This window comes from Streptomyces sp. NBC_01116 (assembly GCF_041435495.1).
Taxonomy (GTDB): Bacteria; Actinomycetota; Actinomycetes; order Streptomycetales; family Streptomycetaceae; genus Streptomyces.
The window spans coordinates 626,985-644,243 of record NZ_CP108644.1; the positions used below are offsets into that span (position 1 = coordinate 626,985).

General features: G+C 72.4%; 13 protein-coding genes and 1 pseudogene. 3 read left to right on the top strand and 11 right to left on the bottom strand.

What is annotated here, in order from left to right; genetic code table 11:
- Window positions 1–133: 133 nt before the first annotated feature.
- The 4 genes from OG245_RS02535 to OG245_RS02550 form a co-directional block, all read right to left on the bottom strand.
- Window positions 134–1,513 (bottom strand): MFS transporter, encoded by a 1,380-nt coding sequence (locus tag OG245_RS02535; protein WP_371621899.1) that lies wholly within the window; start codon window positions 1,511–1,513, stop codon window positions 134–136.
- The gene (locus OG245_RS02540) at window positions 1,500–2,201 is read right to left on the bottom strand and encodes a helix-turn-helix domain-containing protein (protein ID WP_371621900.1); all 702 of its coding nucleotides are present in this window, start codon (window positions 2,199–2,201) and stop codon (window positions 1,500–1,502) included. The genes OG245_RS02535 and OG245_RS02540 overlap by 14 nt, the downstream gene beginning before the upstream one ends.
- A gap of 76 nt (window positions 2,202–2,277) precedes the next feature.
- A complete protein-coding gene (locus OG245_RS02545) occupies window positions 2,278–3,822 on the bottom strand; it encodes an alpha/beta hydrolase (protein WP_371621901.1) in 1,545 nt (514 codons plus the stop codon).
- 98 nt (window positions 3,823–3,920) lie between these two features.
- Complete coding sequence (locus tag OG245_RS02550) at window positions 3,921–4,541, bottom strand: PadR family transcriptional regulator (protein WP_371621902.1); 621 nt, start codon at window positions 4,539–4,541, stop codon at window positions 3,921–3,923.
- Window positions 4,542–4,697: 156 nt separating this feature from the next.
- Here OG245_RS02550 and OG245_RS02555 point away from each other — a divergent pair, with 156 nt between their 5' ends.
- Window positions 4,698–5,123 carry a nuclear transport factor 2 family protein gene (locus OG245_RS02555; protein WP_371621903.1) on the top strand — a complete coding sequence of 142 codons (426 nt, stop codon included), beginning with the start codon at window positions 4,698–4,700 and terminating at the stop codon, window positions 5,121–5,123.
- A gap of 53 nt (window positions 5,124–5,176) precedes the next feature.
- On the opposite strand, the gene OG245_RS02560 is transcribed toward OG245_RS02555, so the two are convergent.
- Window positions 5,177–6,049, bottom strand: a complete 873-nt coding sequence (locus tag OG245_RS02560) for an ABC transporter substrate-binding protein (RefSeq protein WP_371621904.1) — start codon at window positions 6,047–6,049, stop codon at window positions 5,177–5,179.
- Between the two features lie 227 nt (window positions 6,050–6,276).
- On the opposite strand from OG245_RS02560, the gene OG245_RS02565 reads away from it, so the two are divergent.
- Complete coding sequence (locus tag OG245_RS02565; protein WP_371621905.1) at window positions 6,277–7,128, top strand: M12 family metallo-peptidase; 852 nt, start codon at window positions 6,277–6,279, stop codon at window positions 7,126–7,128.
- A 69-nt stretch (window positions 7,129–7,197) separates the two neighbouring features.
- Here the strand turns inward: OG245_RS02565 and OG245_RS02570 are convergent, their stop codons facing one another.
- Window positions 7,198–7,803 carry a TetR-like C-terminal domain-containing protein gene (locus OG245_RS02570; RefSeq protein WP_371621906.1) on the bottom strand — a complete coding sequence of 202 codons (606 nt, stop codon included), beginning with the start codon at window positions 7,801–7,803 and terminating at the stop codon, window positions 7,198–7,200.
- Between the two features lie 110 nt (window positions 7,804–7,913).
- On the opposite strand from OG245_RS02570, the gene OG245_RS02575 reads away from it, so the two are divergent.
- The gene (locus OG245_RS02575) at window positions 7,914–8,924 is read left to right on the top strand and encodes a zinc-binding dehydrogenase (protein WP_371621907.1); all 1,011 of its coding nucleotides are present in this window, start codon (window positions 7,914–7,916) and stop codon (window positions 8,922–8,924) included.
- Here the strand turns inward: OG245_RS02575 and OG245_RS02580 are convergent.
- From OG245_RS02580 to OG245_RS02600, 5 genes and pseudogenes are all read right to left on the bottom strand, one after another.
- Window positions 8,902–9,831 carry a YihY/virulence factor BrkB family protein gene (locus tag OG245_RS02580; protein ID WP_371621908.1) on the bottom strand — a complete coding sequence of 310 codons (930 nt, stop codon included), beginning with the start codon at window positions 9,829–9,831 and terminating at the stop codon, window positions 8,902–8,904. The two genes, OG245_RS02575 and OG245_RS02580, sit on opposite strands and share 23 nt — an antisense overlap.
- A gap of 161 nt (window positions 9,832–9,992) precedes the next feature.
- Window positions 9,993–10,310 (bottom strand): hypothetical protein, encoded by a 318-nt coding sequence (locus OG245_RS02585; RefSeq protein WP_003970941.1) that lies wholly within the window; start codon window positions 10,308–10,310, stop codon window positions 9,993–9,995.
- A 44-nt stretch (window positions 10,311–10,354) separates the two neighbouring features.
- A complete protein-coding gene (locus OG245_RS02590; protein WP_371621909.1) occupies window positions 10,355–11,362 on the bottom strand; it encodes a LacI family DNA-binding transcriptional regulator in 1,008 nt (335 codons plus the stop codon).
- Between the two features lie 125 nt (window positions 11,363–11,487).
- Window positions 11,488–15,773, bottom strand: a pseudogene (locus tag OG245_RS02595) (discoidin domain-containing protein).
- A 268-nt stretch (window positions 15,774–16,041) separates the two neighbouring features.
- Window positions 16,042–17,232, bottom strand: coding sequence for a S8 family peptidase (locus OG245_RS02600; RefSeq protein WP_371621910.1), 1,191 nt, complete (start codon window positions 17,230–17,232; stop codon window positions 16,042–16,044).
- Between the last annotated feature and the right edge of the window lie 27 nt (window positions 17,233–17,259).

A 17,259-nucleotide genomic window follows, 5' to 3' on the forward strand; every position in this document is an offset into this window, starting at 1 on the left:
CGTCGAGGGCGACGATCCGGAGGCAGGGCGGTGGAGAAGTCCCGCGCCGGACACGGCCACTTCGCGCAACAGCCCGAGCCGGCCGTTCGAGCGATGGACCGGCGGTGCCGAGAGGCCGGCCGGACAGTGATTCCTACGGATGCGCCGACACCGGTGCGGTGCCGTCCGTCTCCGTACGCGGTACGCCGCCCGGGAGCGGCTTCGCGGGTGCGGCCCGGCGCACCCAGAGGAGGGCTCCGGCCAGCACGACCGCGGCAGCCAGCAGCCAGGGCAGCGGGCCCGGAGGCAGGGAGCCCGCCGTCAGTCCGGCGCCGGCGGCGACCAGTTGCAGGGAGAGCGACTGGACGGAGAGAGCGGTGGCGCGGCCCGAGGCGTCGACCCGGCGGTGCAGCAGGTCGTTCTCGTTGGGGCCCGCGGCTCCGAGGCCCAGATACACCAGCCCGTAGCCGGTGACGGCGGCCGTCGTGGCGAGGGGGCTCATCGCGTGCGCGGTGAGGCCGAGGAACGTCAGCCCCAGCGTCACCAGCCCGAGGCTCACGAGCACGGCGCGCTCACTGCTGCCGGCGAACCGGGCGACGAGCGGCGCGAGTTGACTGCCCAGGGCGTGGCAGAGGAATCCGGCGCAGGCGAGCCCCGCGAAGACCAGGGCCCCGGACTCCGCCGTCCCCATGAGGGTGGCGGCCCGGCCGGGAGTGAGCAGTTCGAGGGCCGCGAGCGCGGCGCCCGCGGCGCTCGCGGTCAGCAGGATGCGCCGGATCAGGGCGTCCCGGGCGCCGAGCCGGAGCCCGGCGGCGATGGCGGCGGGCACACCACCCACAACCCCTCGCACACCTGTCCGGACCCGGGGCGGTTCGGTCAGGGCGCTCAGCACGTAGAGCACGAAGACGACCTCGACCAGCGCGCCGAGCAGGGCGGGCACGGAGAGCAGGATGACGAGCCCGCCGGTCGTATCGGTGAGCCACTCCCCCAGGCCCGGGGCGAGCCCGAGCAGCCAGGGGAGCCCGCCGCCGAGCAGGGTGCCGAGCGCAAGGGCGGCCGAGGTGGCGGAGCCGCCGCGCGCCAGCCCCGTACGCAGATCGGCGTCGGGCCCCGCGTGGGCGTGGACGGTGTCGACGTACCAGGCTTCGGCGGGCCCGCTGGACAGGGCGCGGGCCAGGCCCATCAGCCCCATGCCGAGGACGATGGCCCAGCCCGCGGCGCCCAGGCCGATGAGGGTGAAGGCGGCCAGGTTGAGCAGTCCGGCGATGGCGAGGACGGGGCGCCGCCCGATGACGTCGGAGAGGCCTCCGGTGGGCAGTTCCATCGCGGCGGCCGTGAGGGAGTGCACGGCGTAGAAGCCGGCGATGGCGGCGAGGCCCATGCCCCGTTCGGTGAAGAGGAGCACTCCCGTCGCGATGGACATGCCGATGGGGAGCCAGAAGAGGAAGGAGACCGTGACGAACCGGCGGCGCGCGGTCACCTCGTCGAGGCCGCCGCCCGGGGCGGAGGCGGCGAGGGCCTCAGCGCCGGCCACGGGGCGCCCCCTCGTCTGCGGCGCCCTCACCACTGGCGCCCGACGCTCCGGCGTCGGTCGCGGCGGACCCGGTGGGGGTGTCCACGTGGCCCGGACCGGGCACCGGGTCCGGGGCCAGCGGCAGTCCGGCGGTGAAGAGGACGACCTGCTCGGCGCGGGGGTCCCCGGCATCACGGGCGGTCAGCTCGTCCGTCTTCGCCTGGATCGCCTCCCACAACTCCGCGAGCGACTCAGGGGTCAGCCGGGGCATCGAGTCGCTGACGCCCGACGGCTCCTGCCACTCCTGATCCAGGCGGCCGCTCTCCAGATCCATCTCGTGGCGGTCCAGCGACTGCTGGAGGTGCTCGACCTGGCGGCGGTGCAGGGCGCTGAGGATCGTGCTGCCGCCGGGGCTGCGGCGCATCGCCTCGTTGCTCCAGGAGGTCATGCCGTGCACGGACTTCCAGCGCCGCTCCCGACTGTCGCGGTGTTCGGCCTCGGTGACGAACGCGTATCTGGCGAGCACCCTCAGGTGGTAGCTGGTGGAGGCCGAGGACTCCCCCGTCCGGGCCGCGAGCTCGCTGGCGGTGGCCGGGCCGTGCTGCCGCAGGAGTCCGAGCAGGGTGAGGCGCAGTGGGTGGGTGAGGGCCTTCAGGGCGGCCCCGTCCTGCGCCGGATCGAGTACGCGACGGCCGTCTTCGCTGTCCATGGCCTCAGCGTAGAACGGGAGGAGCACTTTCCCAAAGTATTTTTGCAGAATATTTTTTGGAGAGTTGCCGCCGAGATCATCGACCGGAGAAGGGAAGGCGGACCGGCGCCGGGGCGGGGCCCGGCGGGGCGGACCGTGAGGTGGCCGCGGAGAGCGGGTCGGCCGCGCAGGTGACGTCCCGGGCCGGGAGCCGCCCGGTGGTCAGGTACGTCGTGGCGGCCTCGTCCGCGCAGGCACTGACGCCGAGCGCGTACACGCCGTGGCCCTGCCCCTCCTCCACGGTGACGAGCCGGGAGCCCTTCAGCGCCCGGCGCAGGCCGTGAGCGGCGGCCAGCGGAGTCTGCGGGTCCCACTCGTTCTGGACGATGAGCGCGGGGACCCTGTTGTCGACCTTGGTGGCCGCTTCGGCCGGGCGGCCCCAGTAGGCGCACGGGAAGATGTTCGAGACGGAGTCGCCGTAAAAGGGGTAGCGGACGCTGTCGCGCCGGGAGTCGGCCCGGTAGACGGCCGGGTCGGTGGGCCAGCGGGCGTCACCGCACACGATCGCGAGGAAGCTCGCCAGCTCGTTGTCGGTCGGCACGAAGGTCGGGAAGGCCGGAACGGGCTTGCCCGCGGCGGCGTCCCGGAGCAGCCCCAGGGTGCCGGCGGCGACGGAGGGGTGGGGGATCTCCCAGCGCATGTACTCCCGGATCTCGGCGCCGTCGAACCTGGTACCACCGAGGTCGAGCGGCTCCCGGTCGGCGCGCGCGACGATGTCCCAGAACAGCTTCTCGACCTCGGCGGGCGTGTCACCGAGTCCGTACCGCGCCGCGTGAAGAGCGGTCCAGTGCGTCCACCGGTCGAAGGTGGGCTCGGCCCGCTCCGCCCAGGACTGCCCCATGCTCCGCCAGACCCGCTCGGGGTCCACGGCGCTGTCCAGGACGAACCTGTCGACCCTCCGCGGGAACAACTGCGCGTACACGGAACCGAGATAGGTCCCGTACGACAGTCCGAAGTACGAGATCCTCCGCTCCCCGAGGGCCACGCGGACGGCGTCCAGGTCACGTGCCGTGTTGCGGGTGTTGATGTGGCGGAGCGTTTCCCCGTTGCGGTCGCGGCACCGGTCGGCGATGTCACGCGCCCAGGCGACGTCCTTGGCGAACGTCGCCTCCCTGTAGGGCCGGTACGTCAGCCGTTCGTCGGCGGTGGTCGTACCGCAGGCGAGCGGACTGCTGGCCCCGACCCCGCGCGGGTCGAAACCGATCAGGTCGTACCGGTCCTTCACGGACTGTGGCAGAAGACCGCTGAGCGCCAGGGGATAGAAGAGCCCGGAACCGCTGGGGCCGCCCGGGTTGAAGAGCAGGACGCCGCGGCGCACGGCCGGGTCGGCGGCCTTGATCCGCGACAGCGACAGCTCGATCTTCCTGCCGCCCGGCCTGCGGTGGTCCAGGGGCACCTTGAGGGTCGCGCACTCGACGCTCGCGTCGATGTCGCCACCGCAGCCCCGCCATGCCAGTGCGGAGGCGGCGGCCGGGGCGGCCGCCGACGATCCCGGGCCGGCCTGAGGGGCGGCCGCGGCGGTGGTGCCGAGGAGGGTGGGGATGAGTGTCGCGGCGACGCCCCAGGCGATTCTGGAGGTCATTCGTCGTCTCAGGAGCAAGGGAGTGCCTTCGTTCGCTGGAATGGTGAATGGCGCTCGGCAGTGGTCCGGAGGGACGGACGTCAGACAGGCTAACGGGCTTACGGGGTAGGCGAGTTCGGATTCAGGAATTGGTCCGGGGCCGACCGCCGGAGCGGCGGCCCCGCGGCCTCCCGCCGCGCCCGGAGCACCTCCGTCACGTCCCGGCACCAGTCACGGTTGGCGCGCTCGAAGTCCCGCCCCCGCCGGCAGGTGAGGTACGGGCCGATCCGTGCGCCGCTGAGCAGGAACTCCGCCTCGTCGCGCTCGCCGCGCATCCTGCGCAACTGCTCCTCGAACAGCGCGGCCTTGGCCTCGGCGAACGCGAACCGTTCGGTGAGCCGCTCGATCAGCACGTCGGTGTCGAGGTGGTCGGCGGCCTGGATCTGGACCAGCAGGTCCTCCCGGAGGAAGGAGGGCTTGGCGGCGGCGGAGGCGAAGCCCTCCAGCTCGGCCAGCCCCTCATCGGTGACACGGAACAGCCGCTTGTTGGGACGCGCCTCCTGCACGACCTCGCGCCCGGCGACCAGGCCCTCCCTCTCCAGCCTGGCCAGCTCCGCGTAGACCTGCTGCGGCAGGGCGTGCCAGAAGTTCGCGACGCCCGCCGCGAACGCCTTCGTCACCTGATAGCCGCTCAGCTCCTCGTCGAGCAGCGCCGCCAGCACCGCGTGGCGCAACGCCATCGGACCGTCTCCTCCATCGCCGCGGCCGGGCACGTCCCCGCCCACCCCTGTCCGGAACACCGACCCTCATGGTAGTCATGAAACTGACTAGTCACTTTCATGACTAAGCCGACTCGCCGTTCCCTCGGCGAGGACGCACCTCATCGAGGAGGACACATGACCACCGCAGTGGACCGTTTCCGCGCCGCCGTCGACCGTCGCGACCTCGACGCACTGGGCGATCTGTTCACCGAGGACATCCGGCTCTACAGCCCGGTGAAGTTCACCCCGTTCGAGGGCAGGCCGATGGTGCTGGGGCTCTTCGGGGTCCTGCTGCGCATCTTCGAGGACTTCCGTTACGTCGGTGAGTTCGCGGGCGCCTCGCGGACGAGCGCCGACGGGACCGAGGCCCCGTCGGCGGTCCTGCTCTTCCGGGCGACGGTCGGCGGCCGGGAGATCCACGGCATCGACCTGCTGCACCTGGACGACGACGGGCTCATCAAGGAGTTCACCGTGATGGTCCGCCCGCAGTCCGCCGTCCAGGCGCTGGGCGAGGCCGTGCTCACCGGCCTCGTCGCCGACGGCCTCGTCCCCGCCCCGTAACCGCGCCCCGTTGCCGTACCCCGCATCCGCCGCCCGGTGACAGCGCTCCGGGTTCAGTTCGCCCGCGCCGCCTCCAGGGCGTCCGCGACCAGGCCGAGGAACCGGGCGTGGTCGCGGGGCCCGTAGAGGGGCTCGGGGTTCCACGGGACGACCGGCGTCGGCACGCCCTCGCTCCCCCGCAGCTCCTCCAGCGGGGCCGCGTGGGCGCGGATGTCCGTCAGGATCACCTCGGGGCGCAGCGCGAAGGTGTCGGAGCGGCTCTGCGTGGACCAGTTGGCCCCGGGACCCTCGGCGGGCTCCACGACCTGCACGCCGAGTTCGGTGAGGACACGCAGCTCGGGCCACATGCCGGGCCGCGCGACATGCGCCTGGTCCGGGCCGGCCGGGGAGAGGGCGAGCACCCGGGGCGCGTCGGCGGACGTGGCGGCGACCACGGAGCGCAGCCGTTCCCGGGCGGTGTCCAGGTCGCGGTCGGCGCCCGGCCGGGCCGTGGCGCCGAGCGAGCGGGCCAGTTCGGCGAACCGGTCGCCGATCTCACCGAACGTACGGGCCTGGCTGACGTCGAGGACGACCACCGGGACCCGCTCCTCCAGGGGCTTGGCCGTCTCGGGGGTCAGCCCGTAGACATGGCCGCCGCCGTAACTGACGGCCACCACGAGATCCGGTCCGCAGCTCAGCAGCCGTTCGACGTCCAGGGCCGCTCCCGCACCGACGTACGCGACCTCGTCCAGCGGAAGGGTTCCGGTCTTCGCCCTGTCGGGGTCCGGTCCGTCGTGGTCGGAGCCGAAGATCCCCACCGGCCGGATTCCGAGGTCCCACAAGGTGGCGCCGGCCTGGACGTAGGCCAGCACCCGTCCCGGCGGCCGGGCCGCCGTCGACTGCTGACCCCGGTCGTCGGAGAACCGCCATTCGCTCTGTTCCGTCACGTCACACACGCCCCTCTGCCGCCGACTGCCGTTCCATTCGTGCGAGTTCGTACACGTGTACCTGCCCACCTCCTCGCCGCCACACCCCTCTGGCCAGGGAACAAACGGCCGTCAACCGGTTTCGGCCACGATGGGCGGCAAGCATCACGGAGTGTTAGACATGAGGGACCCTCAGTCACCGGGCGGCGCCCCTCGGCCGGCCCTCTTCCGGACGGAGCCAACTCCCCATGCGCGCGACCCTTGTGAAGGCAGTCCTGGCCGTCGGCGTCGGCGCGTCACTCTGTGCCGCCTCCGCGGACGCCCCGGCCACGGCCCGGGCGGCGGCACGTCCGGCGGTGGAAGCGGGGAGGGCGGTGGAGTGTCCCGTGGTCGACGTGCTGGCCGTCTTCACACCCAAGGCGGCGAAACGGGCCGGCGGCGAGCATCGGGTCCCCTCGTCGGCCCAGGAGATCGCGACGCGGATGAACCGGTCCCTGGCCGCGGGCGGGCTCTGCGGTGTCATCCGCGTCATCCATCCGTACACGGCGACCGACTACGAGGGCCCGGAGGAGTTCCGCGCCGCGTACGCCACCCTCAAGGACCACGCCTCGGCGGGGCTCGGGCGCCAGGTGCACGAGCAGCGCGCACGGTACGGCGCCGATCTGGTCACGCTCGTCGTGGACCGGCAGGAGCGGGGCGGCGGCACCGCGGACTACACGTCCGCGCTCGACGGTTCCACGGACGAGTACGCCTACGCGGTCGTCGAGGTCGACGGCATCGGCCTGGACTCGGCGAGCCACGAGATCGGCCACAATCTGGGCCTCGCCCACGACCGCACGACGCTGGCGGGCGACGCGGAGGGTTCGATGAGCGTGAGCCGCAACCGCCCGTACAACACCGGCTGGATCACCGAGGACGGCAATCACTACACGATCATGGCGTACCGCTCCGCGTGCGGGGACCACTGCCGGCGGATCAGCCGGTTCTCCAGCGCGACGGAGACGTGGAAGGGCCACCGGCTGGGTGACGCCGAGAACGACAGCGTACGGGTGCTGCGCGAGACCATGCCGATCGTCGCCGGATACCGCGACAGGCGGTGACCCGGCCGCCCTTCGAGGTGTCCCGTCGCACCCGGCCGCTCCCGGGCGCGTGACGCCTCACGGGGTGCGTCAGCCGTTGGCGGCGCGCCCGCCGCGGGGGCGCGCGCCGTCGAGCGTCAGGTCCACGATCCGGCGCGCGAGCCCCCTGTCCAGTGGCGCCCCGGTCAGCAGGACCCGGGCGAACAAGGGCCCCGCCAGGGTCTCGGCCACCAGCCGGGCGTCGGTGTCCCGGGCCAGTTCGCCGCGCTCGACACCGCGCCGCACGATGTCCTCGCCCCGCTCCAGCCGGGCGTCCCAGTACGGCAGGCGCTCCGCCTCGACGGACCCCGCGTCGGCAAAGGCGCCGAGATGGAGGAGGGCCGCGCCGCGCGGTGAGGCGAGATAGTCCGAGACCGCCGACATCAGCTGCGCCAGGTCCTCGCGCACGTCCCCCGTGTCGGGCTCGGGCAGCGCCTCGTCGGCGTGCGAGCCGAGGGCGTCCAGCAGCAGGTTCTCGCGCGTCTTCCACCGCCGGTACACGGACGTCTCGTGCACCCCCGCCGCCCTGGCCACCGCGGCGACCGTGGTGCCGGTGAGTCCTTCCGCCGTGAGCAGGCCGACGGTGGCCGCCAGGACGGCCTGCCGCATGCGTTCGCCCCGGCGGCGCAGCGGCGCGGGACTCTTCTCGGTGGTCACCCCCGAACCGTATCGCAAGGCTACTTGCTTTACCGGCAGGTCGGGGCCTACGTTTCAAAGCAAGGCGACTTGCGACAGGTCGCCCGATCCGAACACCGTAAGGACCCGTCATGGAACGCATGCGCGCCGCGCGTCTGCACCTGCCCAGCCGCACCCTCGTCGTCGAGGAGGTGGACAGGCCCGTGCCCGGATCCGGCGAGGTGCTGGTGAAGGTCGAGGCGGCCGGGGTCTGCCTCTCCGACGTGCACCTCGTCGACGGCACGCTGAGCCCGATGTACCTGGAGGGGGACGCGGTCACCCTGGGCCACGAGGTGGCCGGGACCGTGGCCGGGGCGGGCACGGGCGTCACCGGCTGGACGGCCGGCGCGCGGGTGGTGCTCCAGGCGGGCGAGCAGCGCCGGGGCCGGACGCACACCCGCGGCGTCGACTACGACGGCGGCTGGGCGGAGTACGCCCTCGCCACCGCGTCGACCCTCGTCGCCCTGCCCGACTCGCTCCCCTTCGAGCAGGCCGCGATCATCCCGGACGCGGTCTCGACGCCCTGGGCGGCGGTGACCGCCACCGGCGACGTCCGGGCGGCGGAGGCCGTGGGCGTCTGGGGCGCGGGCGGGCTCGGCGCGCACGCCGTGCAGTTGCTGCGGGCGGTCGGCGCGCATCCGGTCGTCGCGGTGGACCCCGCTCCGGCGGCCCGGCGGCGGGCCCTGGAGTTCGGGGCCGATCTGGCGCTGGACCCCGCCGATCCGCAGTTCCGCGAGAAGGTCCTCGGGGCGACCGGCGGCGTGGGCCTGGCGGCGGCGTTCGACTTCGCCGGGGTCCCGGCGGTCCACGAGCAGGCGCTGGCCACGCTGGCCCCGAAGGGGCGGCTGGTGCTGGTGGGGCTGACCGACCAGCCGCTGACCGTCGCCCGCGGCACCCTGTTCAGCTACCTCCAGCAGCGGATCCTGGGCCACTACGGCTCGGAGGGACACCATGTGGCGCAGCTCGTCCGGCTCGCCGAGGGCGGCCGGCTGGACTTCTCCCGGTCGATCACCGACGTCCTGCCCCTTGAGGACGCGGCGGCGGCCGTGCGGCGGGTGAAGACCAAGGAGGGCGACCCGGTCAGGATCGTTCTGCGGCCGTGACGGGCTCCCCGCCGTCGGCGCCGGCCTCCCGCCCTAGCTCGGGCCGGCGCAGTTCCACGTTGAACTGGGCTCCGGCCAGCAGCGAGAGGTTGGCGAACCAGACCCAGATGAGGAAGACGACGAGCCCGGCGAGCGATCCGTACAGCCTGCTGTAGCTGCCGACCTGGGTCGCGTAGAGAGCGAAGAGCGCCGACGCGGTGAGCCAGCAGAACGCGGCGAGGATCCCGCCGGGCAGTCCCCGGCGGACACCGCGCGCGGAGCGGGGGCCGGTACTGAAGAGGACCATGATCAGGCAGGCCACGAGGAGGACCAGCAGCGGCCACTTCAGCGCCGCCCACAGGGTCTCCCCCTCGTGCGGCAGGCCGATGCGGCGGCCCAGCCAGCGGGCCAGCGGGCCGGTCATGACGATGGCGAAGGCGCTGGTCATCAGCAGGAGGAGCAGGCCGATCGCGGAGACGACGATGATGTGCGCCTGCCGCAGGGGCGGGCGCGTGTCCCGGACGCCGTGCATGGCGTGCATCGCCCGGCGGAAGACCGCGAGGTAGCTGCACGCGGACCAGACGGCGCTCACGGACCCGGTGGCGACGAGCAGCCAGACGGCGGAGCGCTGTTCGGTCGCCGCCTCCAACGGCCTGCGCAGCGCGTCGCCGGACTCGGCCGGGGCGAACGCGGTGATGTCGGCGATCAGGGCGCCGGTCGCGTCGGGGTTGGCCAGCCCGATCACGGAGACGGTGACCAGGAGCGCCGGGAGCAGGGCGAGGATGGCGTAGTACGTCAGGGCGGCGGCCCAGTCGGTGACGTCGTCGTTCCACAGCGAGACCGGCGTACGCCGCAGGGCGGTGCCCCAGCGGCGGGGCAGGGCGGCGGGGGCGGTGCTTTCCGCGGCGGAAGCGGTCTGGGTGGGCAAGCTGGTACTCCGGGGACGTGGGCGGACGCGGTGGGCGGCGTGACCTGTCCGTTTCCGGACGCGGTGGCTCCGCTCGATCCTCTCCTGCCACGTCCCGGCCGAAGCACACCCCTCCCCGGCCGGTGGCGCGCGTCGGCCTGCGAGCCCCGTGCGCCCGGTGGTCAGTCGTTGACGGCCGTGAGCAGGACCACGGCGTCCTGGAGCGCCAGCAGCCCGTGCCGTTCCCGCGGGATCGGGTGCAGGGTGCCGGACGGCAGCTCGGCGTCCCCGGAGGCGGCGGTGAGCCGGACGCTGCCGCGCAGTACGAGGAGCGAGGCGGCGGGCGGCGCGTTGTGCTCGTCGAGCGCCGTCCCCTCGGTGAGGGCTATCACCGTCTGCCGCAAGGGGGGCTGCTGGAGCAGGAGGTGGGCGCTGCGGCCGTGCGCGGAGGCGCGGGCCGCGGTCAGGTGTTCCTCGGCGAGTGCGTTGAGGTCGTCCATGTGCCCACTGTGCCGCAGCCGTGACAGCGCCGCGATCCGCGGGATCAGCGGGGCGCCTTGGCCGTGGAGCCGCGTACCACCAGCTCCGGCTCGAACAGCAGCTCGTCCGGGGGGACCGAGCCGCCCTGGATGCCCGCGCAGAGCAGTTCGACGGCGGCCCGGCCCATGGCCTCGATGGGCTGGCGGATCGTGGTGAGCGGGGGTTCGGTGCAGTTCATGAACGCCGAGTCGTCGTAGCCGACGACCGAGATGTCCGACGGCACCCCGAGGCCGCGCCTGCGGGCCGCCCGCACCGCGCCGAGCGCCAGCGGATCGCTGGCGCAGACGATGCCGGTGACGCCGCGCTCCAGCAGCCGGGAGGCCGCGGCCTGCCCGCCCTCCAGGGAGAACATCGCGCGCTCGACGTACTCCTCGGCCAGCTCCCCGCCGGTGGCCGCCGCGACGGACCGGGCGGCCGCGAGCTTGCGGCGGGAGGGCACGTGGTCGGAGGGGCCCATCACCACGCCGATGCGCTCGTGGCCGAGGGAGGCCAGGTGGCGCCAGGCGCGCTCGATCGCGACGGCGTCGTCGCAGGAGACGCAGGGGAAGTCCAGTCCTTCTATGGGCGCGTTGATCAGCACGACGGGGATACGCCGCTCGGCGAGCCGGTGGTAGTGCTCGTGGGCCTCGTCGGCCTGCGCGAACAGACCGCCGGCGAAGACCACCCCGGAGACCTGCTGCTGGAGCAGGAGGTCCACGTAGTCCGCCTCCGACACTCCGCCCTTGGTCTGGGTGCACAGCACGGGAGTGAGCCCCTGCTGGGCGAGGGCGCCGCCGATCACCTCGGCGAAGGCGGGGAAGATCGGGTTCTGCAGTTCGGGCAGGACGAGGCCGACCAGCCGGGCGCGCTCGCCGCGCAGTTGGGTGGGCCGCTCGTAGCCGAGGACGTCCAGGGCGGTCAGCACGGACTGCCGGGTGGTCCGGGAGACCCCGGGCTTGCCGTTGAGCACCCGGCTCACCGTGGCCTCGCTGACCCCAACCTTCTTGGCAACCTGAGCAAGTCGTCGCGTCATGCCGCAAGACTAGCGTAAGCAACGCAAACAATTGACTTATCACTGCAAGGATTGCATGCAAAAGAGGCGCTCCCCTGCCATCGGGAAGCGCCTCCTTGCCGGTGACCGCGGCCTCTCCTCCGGGCCTACGGGTTGGTGATGATCTTGAAGGTGGAGGTGGTGTTCCTGACGTCCTGGGCGTTGCCGCTGAGCTTCAGGCCGTTGAAGGTGACCTCGCCGACGGCGGGCCCCTGACCGGCCTCCGGCATCTCGTTGGCCCACAGCCCGAACCCGGACTTGGCGTCGAACGCGTCACCGCTCTTGCGCGCACCCGAGATGGACACGTCGGTCAGCACGGTGTCCTTGATCGGGAACTGGGGCTGTCCGCCGACGTAGTTCGTCTGGAACATGATCCCGCTGTAGGTGGGATCGACGATGTCCACGTTGTTGACGCGGATGCCCTGGAACACCTTGGACGCCGAGAACAGCCAGATGCCGGGGAAGGTCTGCGACCCCCAGAAATGACCGCCCGCGCGCACGATCGAGACGTTCTCGATCGTGGTCGGCCGGGTCCCGAACCCGTTCATCGGGTAGCCGAAGTCCAGCGAGCTGACCGTGATCCCGGAGTAGACCAGGGTGTCGGCGATGTGGATGTTGCGGAAGGTGTTGTCGTACCCGCCGTAGACGGCGACGCCCGCCGCGCGCCAGGTGAGGATCGAGGTCAGGTTCTCGTAGACGTTGTTCTTCATGTCCGCGCCCCCGGCGTCGATCGCCGAGAAGAGCGCGAAGCTGTCGTCGCCGGTGGCCCGTGCCTCGTTGTTGGTCACCAGGTTGTCGGTGGACCCGTTGGTCATGTTGACGCCGTCGGCGAACATGTTGCGGATCCGGGAGTTCTTGATGGTGATGCTGTCGGTGTTGGCGCCCCAGTAGAGGCAGACCATGTGCTCGTTCCAGATGTTGTCGATGACGATGTCCGACACATTGGAGAAGTCGAACACCTTGCCAGGACCGTCGATCCGGGACGTGTAGTTGCCGAAGTACGCGAAGTTCGCGAACGAGGACCCCTTGGCACTGGCCTCGGCCCGGAAGCCGATATCGGTGTTGTCCTGCGTGGACGGGGCGTTGAAGCGGGTGTACCAGGGACCCGCGCCGACCACCTTGACGGCCTTGCCGTAGACCTGGAACTTGCTGGCCGTGCTGTACTCCCCCGCCGGGAGGTAGACGCCCACGAGCGTGCCCGTGGTGTCCATGCGGACCTTGTCCAGGGCGTTCTGGACGTCCTGGTGGGTGAATCCGGCCGGCACGGTGTACGTGGCGGGGTTCGGGTTGGCGACCGGGGCGACCTGCTCCAGGTTGATGAAGTCGATCGCGTACGTGGTGGTGTTGGCGCTGTCCTTCTGGAGCCGGATCCTCGATCCCGCCGGGACGGTCCTGCCCAGCGTCGTGTTCGCCTCGTCGTAGATGTGACGGGGCGCCCCGGAGCCCGGGGAGTTGCCGGGTGCGGCCTCGTTCCCGTACAGCCAGGCGTACCTGGAGGTGAGGTCGATCGCCTTGAGGAAGACGCCGTCCACGTAGACGTTCAGGGTGGAGTCGATGCCGCCGCCGCCCGGGGCGTCGGGGATGGAGAACCGGGTGACCAGGGTGTTGGTGGCGGCACGCGTGGTGAACTCGACGTGGTCGCCGGTCCGGTCGAGGGTGACGGCCTTGCGTCCCGAGGCCTCGCCCGCGATGTCGCCGACGGTCCGGTTCGGGCCGACGACCTTCGCGCCGCCGCCGGCCGTGCCGTCCTCCGCCTCGTACATGTCGTACGGCATGTTGGCGCCGCGCCCGACGAAGAGCGCCTGGGTGGAGGTGTTGTTCTCGCGCTTGACCGGGAGTTCGTTGGCGTCCGCCGCGATCACGGTCCGCACGGTGTACGAGCCGTTGGCGGCGGTCCAGGAGCCGAGGGCGACCGGTGCGGTGGTGGCTCCCGGCGCGATGGCCCCGGTGTGGCTGCCGGTGAGCGTCCTCACCGCGGCGCCCTTGCTGTCGACGAGCGTCAGGGTGACGCCGTGGGCGCCGGCGGCCGAGGCCGCGGTTCCCTGGTTCTTCAGCGCGACGGAGAAGGTGACCGTCTCGCCGGCGGACGCGGCCGAGGGTGAGGTGGTGACCGCCGAGGCCACCAGGTCGGAGCTGGAGACCGGCTTCACGACCAGCGGGGAGGCGCTGGTGTAGGTGTTGTTGGTCTCGTTCTGCTCGATGACCTCGCCGGCCGGATCGGCGACCGCGCTCAGCGGGTAACTGCCCGCGTTCCGGGCCCCGATGGGGACGTCGACCTGGGCGGAGGCGCCCGCCGCCAGTGCGCCGACGGAGGCGGTGGCGACCTTGGTGCCGCCGAGGCGCAGTTCGACCTTGCTCGCCGGGGCGGCGAGCGCGCCGGCGTTGCGGACGGTCGCGGTCAGGGTGACCTCGTCCGTCTCGACCGGTGCGGCGGGTGCGGCGGTGATGCCGGTGACCTGGAGGTCCGGGTTGGCCGCCGGAGCGCCCAGCACCTGGAACTCCGCGACCTGACCGGCTCCGGAGCCGCTGTTGGCGGTGAACTTCAGCTGGACGTCCGCTACGCGCGCGGCGACCGGGATGGTCACCGTGTTGCCGGAAGCCGGAGCGAAGGCGTAATCCTTCGCGGCGACGAGGGAGTTGGAGGACGAGGAGCTCTGCTCCCGGCCGAGGACCTCGATGCGCTGGGTGCGTGGCCCCCAGCTGTTGTCGGGGTTGAGCTTGACGACGACGTTCTCGGTGTCGGCGTTGGAGCCGAGCTTCACGGTGAGGGTGTTCGGGTAACTGCCGCCCGCACCTTCCCAGTAGGTGGAGGTGCTGTTGTCGTTGGCGTTCTCCGCGACGAAGGTGTGGACCACGGAGGAGGCGGTGATCGGCTTGTTCACGGCGAGGTTGGAGGCGGTGCCGCTCCGCCCGTTGCGCGTGACGGTGTTGCTGTCACCGGAGACGTTGCCCGCCGCGTCCTCGGCCCGTACGACGTAGCTGACCGTGGAGGACGGCGGCTGGGTGTCGGTGTACGTCAGCACGTTGCCCGCGACGCTGCCGCGCAGCACGTTGTCGGCGTAGATGTCGTAGCCGGTCACGCCCTTGTCGTCGGTGGACGCTCCCCAGGTCAGCTTGATCGAGCCGCTGGAGGGCTCGGTGTACGCCAGCGCGGAGGGTGCGGTGGGGGCCTGGGTGTCACCGGTGCCGCCGCGCCGGGTGACGGTCTCGCTGTTGGCCGAGACGTTGCCCGCCGCGTCCTTGGCGCGGACGAAGTAGCTGACGTCCTGCCCGGCCGGCCGGGTGTCGGTGTAGGTGGTGACGTCGCCCGCGACGCCGGTCAGCAGGGTGTTGTTCGCGTAGACGTCGTAGCCGGTGACGCCCCTGTCGTCCGTGGAGGCCTTCCACGTCAGCCGGATCTGCCCGGTGGCGGGCTCGGTGAACGCCAGGCCGGCCGGTGCGGTCGGGGCCCGGGTGTCGCCGGTGGCCGGACCGTAGATCTCCAGCTCGGCCAACTGAGCTGCCTCGGCACCGCTGTTGGCGGTGACCAGGACGCGGACGTACCGGGTGGTGGTGGCGTCGAAGCTGATCGTCGCCGACTGTCCGCCCGCCGCGTCGAAGCGGTACGCCTTGGACGCGGTGAGGTCGGTGAAGTCCGAGCCGTTCGCGCTGCCCTGGAGCTTCAGCGTCTGGCTGCGCGCGGCCCAGCCGTCGGGCAGTCGCAGGACCACCCGGTCCACACCGAGCGCCCCGCCCAGGTCCGCCTGGATCCACTGCGGGAACTGGTCGTCGCGGCTCGCCCAATAGCTCTCCCGATTGCCGTCGTTGGCGTTGGCCGGAGCCCGGGAGCCGCTGCCGCTGCTGGCGGTGAGGGTCTTGCCCGCCGCGAGGTCGGCCGACGAGTCACCGGCGCCCCGGACCTCCAGCTCGGAGAGCTGCGCGGCCGGCCGGTGTTGGCGGTGATGTCGACGCGCACGAAGCGGGTCAGAGTGGCCGGGAACGCGATGGTGACCTCGTTCGCCGCCCCCGGGGCGAAGGTGTACGTCGCGGAGTTCTTCAGGGTGGCGAAACTGGTGCCGTCCGCGCTGCCCTGGAGGGACAGCGTCTGGGTGCGGGTCTCCCAGCCCGCCGGGAGGGTCAGTCTCACCTCGTCGACCCGGGCGGCCGCGCCCAGGTCCGTCTGGACCCACTGGGGCAGTCCGCCTCCCGCGCTCTCCCAGTACGTGGACCGGTTGCCGTCGGTGATGTGGGACGCGCCGTACTCGGCATGGGCACTGCTCGCGGCCGCGGCGCGGCCCGCGGCGAGGTTGGGACCGCTCGCCGCAGCGGCGGCGAGCGACGGTACGCCGATCATCAGAAGACTGGTCGCGACCAAGGCGGATATCGCCCGCCATCTCCAGCGTTGGGCTCTCATAGCTCCCCGATCTTCGGCCTCGACGCAGGGCGCGTCGAGGGCGCGGCTCTGTGACCGCAGCCAGGGAACACGAGTTTCTGCATGCACTGCGGCCTGTTTTGCGTTGTGCCGTCAGAGAGTTGCAGAGAAATGAGAGAGCGTCCACCGTTCCAACCGTTCGGACCGGTCACCGTTCCGGCAGCGGCCGGGCCGGGGAGCGGATTCCGTCGCGCGGTCACCGCTCCCCCGCCCCGCGGGCGAGCCGTCCCTCCGGCCGTCCGACGGCTCCTCAGAGGCCGCCGGTGTACAGCAGCAGGTCGGGCGAGCCCTGACCGAGACCGGAGAGCACGTCCCCGGTGGCCGTGTCCGTCAGCCACCGCGAGACGGCGGCGGGAGAGGCCGAGGGGTTCTCCTGCTTGTAGAGCGCGGCGACGCCCGCGACGTGCGGGCTGGCCATGGAGGTGCCGTTCAGCGAGACGGTGCCGCCGCCGAGGCGGGCGGAGACGATGTCGGCGCCGGGCGCGTAGACGGAGAGGCAGGGGCCCCAGTTGCTGAAGGAGGTCTCCCTGTCCTGCCGGTCGCTCGCCCCGACGGTGAACACACCGTCCGCGGCGGCCGGGGAGACGTCACAGGCGTCCCGGTTGTCGTTGCCCGCGGCCACCACGGGCAGCACGCCCGCGTCGGCGACGGCCTCGACCGCCGCGTCGACCGCCGTGGAGCGGTCGCCGCCGAGCGAGGCGTTCAGCACGGCGGGGACACCGCTGCGCTCGGCGTCCTTGGCGACCCAGTCGAACCCGGCGAGGATGCCGGCCCAGGTGCCCCGGCCCTCGCAGCTCAGGACGCGCACGTTGACCAGCGAGACGTCCTTCGCCACACCGGACGTCGCACCGCCGACCGTGCCCGCCACGTGCGTGCCGTGCCCGTTGCAGTCCATGCCCGCGCGGCCGTCCCCGACGGCGTCGTACCCGCTCACGACCCGGCCGCCGAATTCGCTGTGCGCGGGGTCGATCCCGGTGTCGACCACGTATGCCTTCACTCCCTTGCCGGTGGCCTCGGTGGTGAAGGTGTCGTCCAGCGGCAGGGCGCGCTGATCGATGCGGTCGGCGCCCCAGCCGGCCGCGGGGGCCCGCAGCAACTGCGCGGCGGTGGGCGCGGGGACGGTCACCTCGGCGTTCTCCTCGACGGCGAGGACGCCGGGGAGGGCCCGTACCGCTTGGAGCTCGGTGGCGGTGAGCTGGGCGGCGAAGCCGTGCAGGGCGTTCCCGTAACGGAACAACGGGCTGAGCCCGAACTCCCGCAGGACGGTGTCCGGCGAGAGTTCGGGCTCCAGGGTGACGATGTACTGCCCGGGTACGGCCCGGGTGGACTGCTCCACCAGGACCCCTTCCGGTCCGCTGTCGGCCGAGGCCGTGGCGGGTGCGCCGATCAGCGGTGCGATCAGCAGCAGGGCGGCCGTGGCCCATCGGGCGGGCAGGCGCATGCGTTCTCCTCGGGGGTGGGGATCCGG

Bases quoted from the DNA above. Each gene is read 5' to 3' on its own strand.
- OG245_RS02575 (WP_371621907.1), top strand. From the start codon at position 7,914: ATGGAACGCATGCGCGCCGCGCGTCTGCACCTGCCCAGCCGCACCCTC.
- OG245_RS02545 (WP_371621901.1), bottom strand. From the start codon at position 3,822: ATGACCTCCAGAATCGCCTGGGGCGTCGCCGCGACACTCATCCCCACC.
- OG245_RS02565 (WP_371621905.1), top strand. From the start codon at position 6,277: ATGCGCGCGACCCTTGTGAAGGCAGTCCTGGCCGTCGGCGTCGGCGCG.
- OG245_RS02585 (WP_003970941.1), bottom strand. From the start codon at position 10,310: ATGGACGACCTCAACGCACTCGCCGAGGAACACCTGACCGCGGCCCGC.
- OG245_RS02550 (WP_371621902.1), bottom strand. From the start codon at position 4,541: ATGGCGTTGCGCCACGCGGTGCTGGCGGCGCTGCTCGACGAGGAGCTG.
- OG245_RS02555 (WP_371621903.1), top strand. From the start codon at position 4,698: ATGACCACCGCAGTGGACCGTTTCCGCGCCGCCGTCGACCGTCGCGAC.
- OG245_RS02540 (WP_371621900.1), bottom strand. From the start codon at position 2,201: ATGGACAGCGAAGACGGCCGTCGCGTACTCGATCCGGCGCAGGACGGG.
- OG245_RS02600 (WP_371621910.1), bottom strand. From the start codon at position 17,232: ATGCGCCTGCCCGCCCGATGGGCCACGGCCGCCCTGCTGCTGATCGCA.
- OG245_RS02590 (WP_371621909.1), bottom strand. From the start codon at position 11,362: ATGACGCGACGACTTGCTCAGGTTGCCAAGAAGGTTGGGGTCAGCGAG.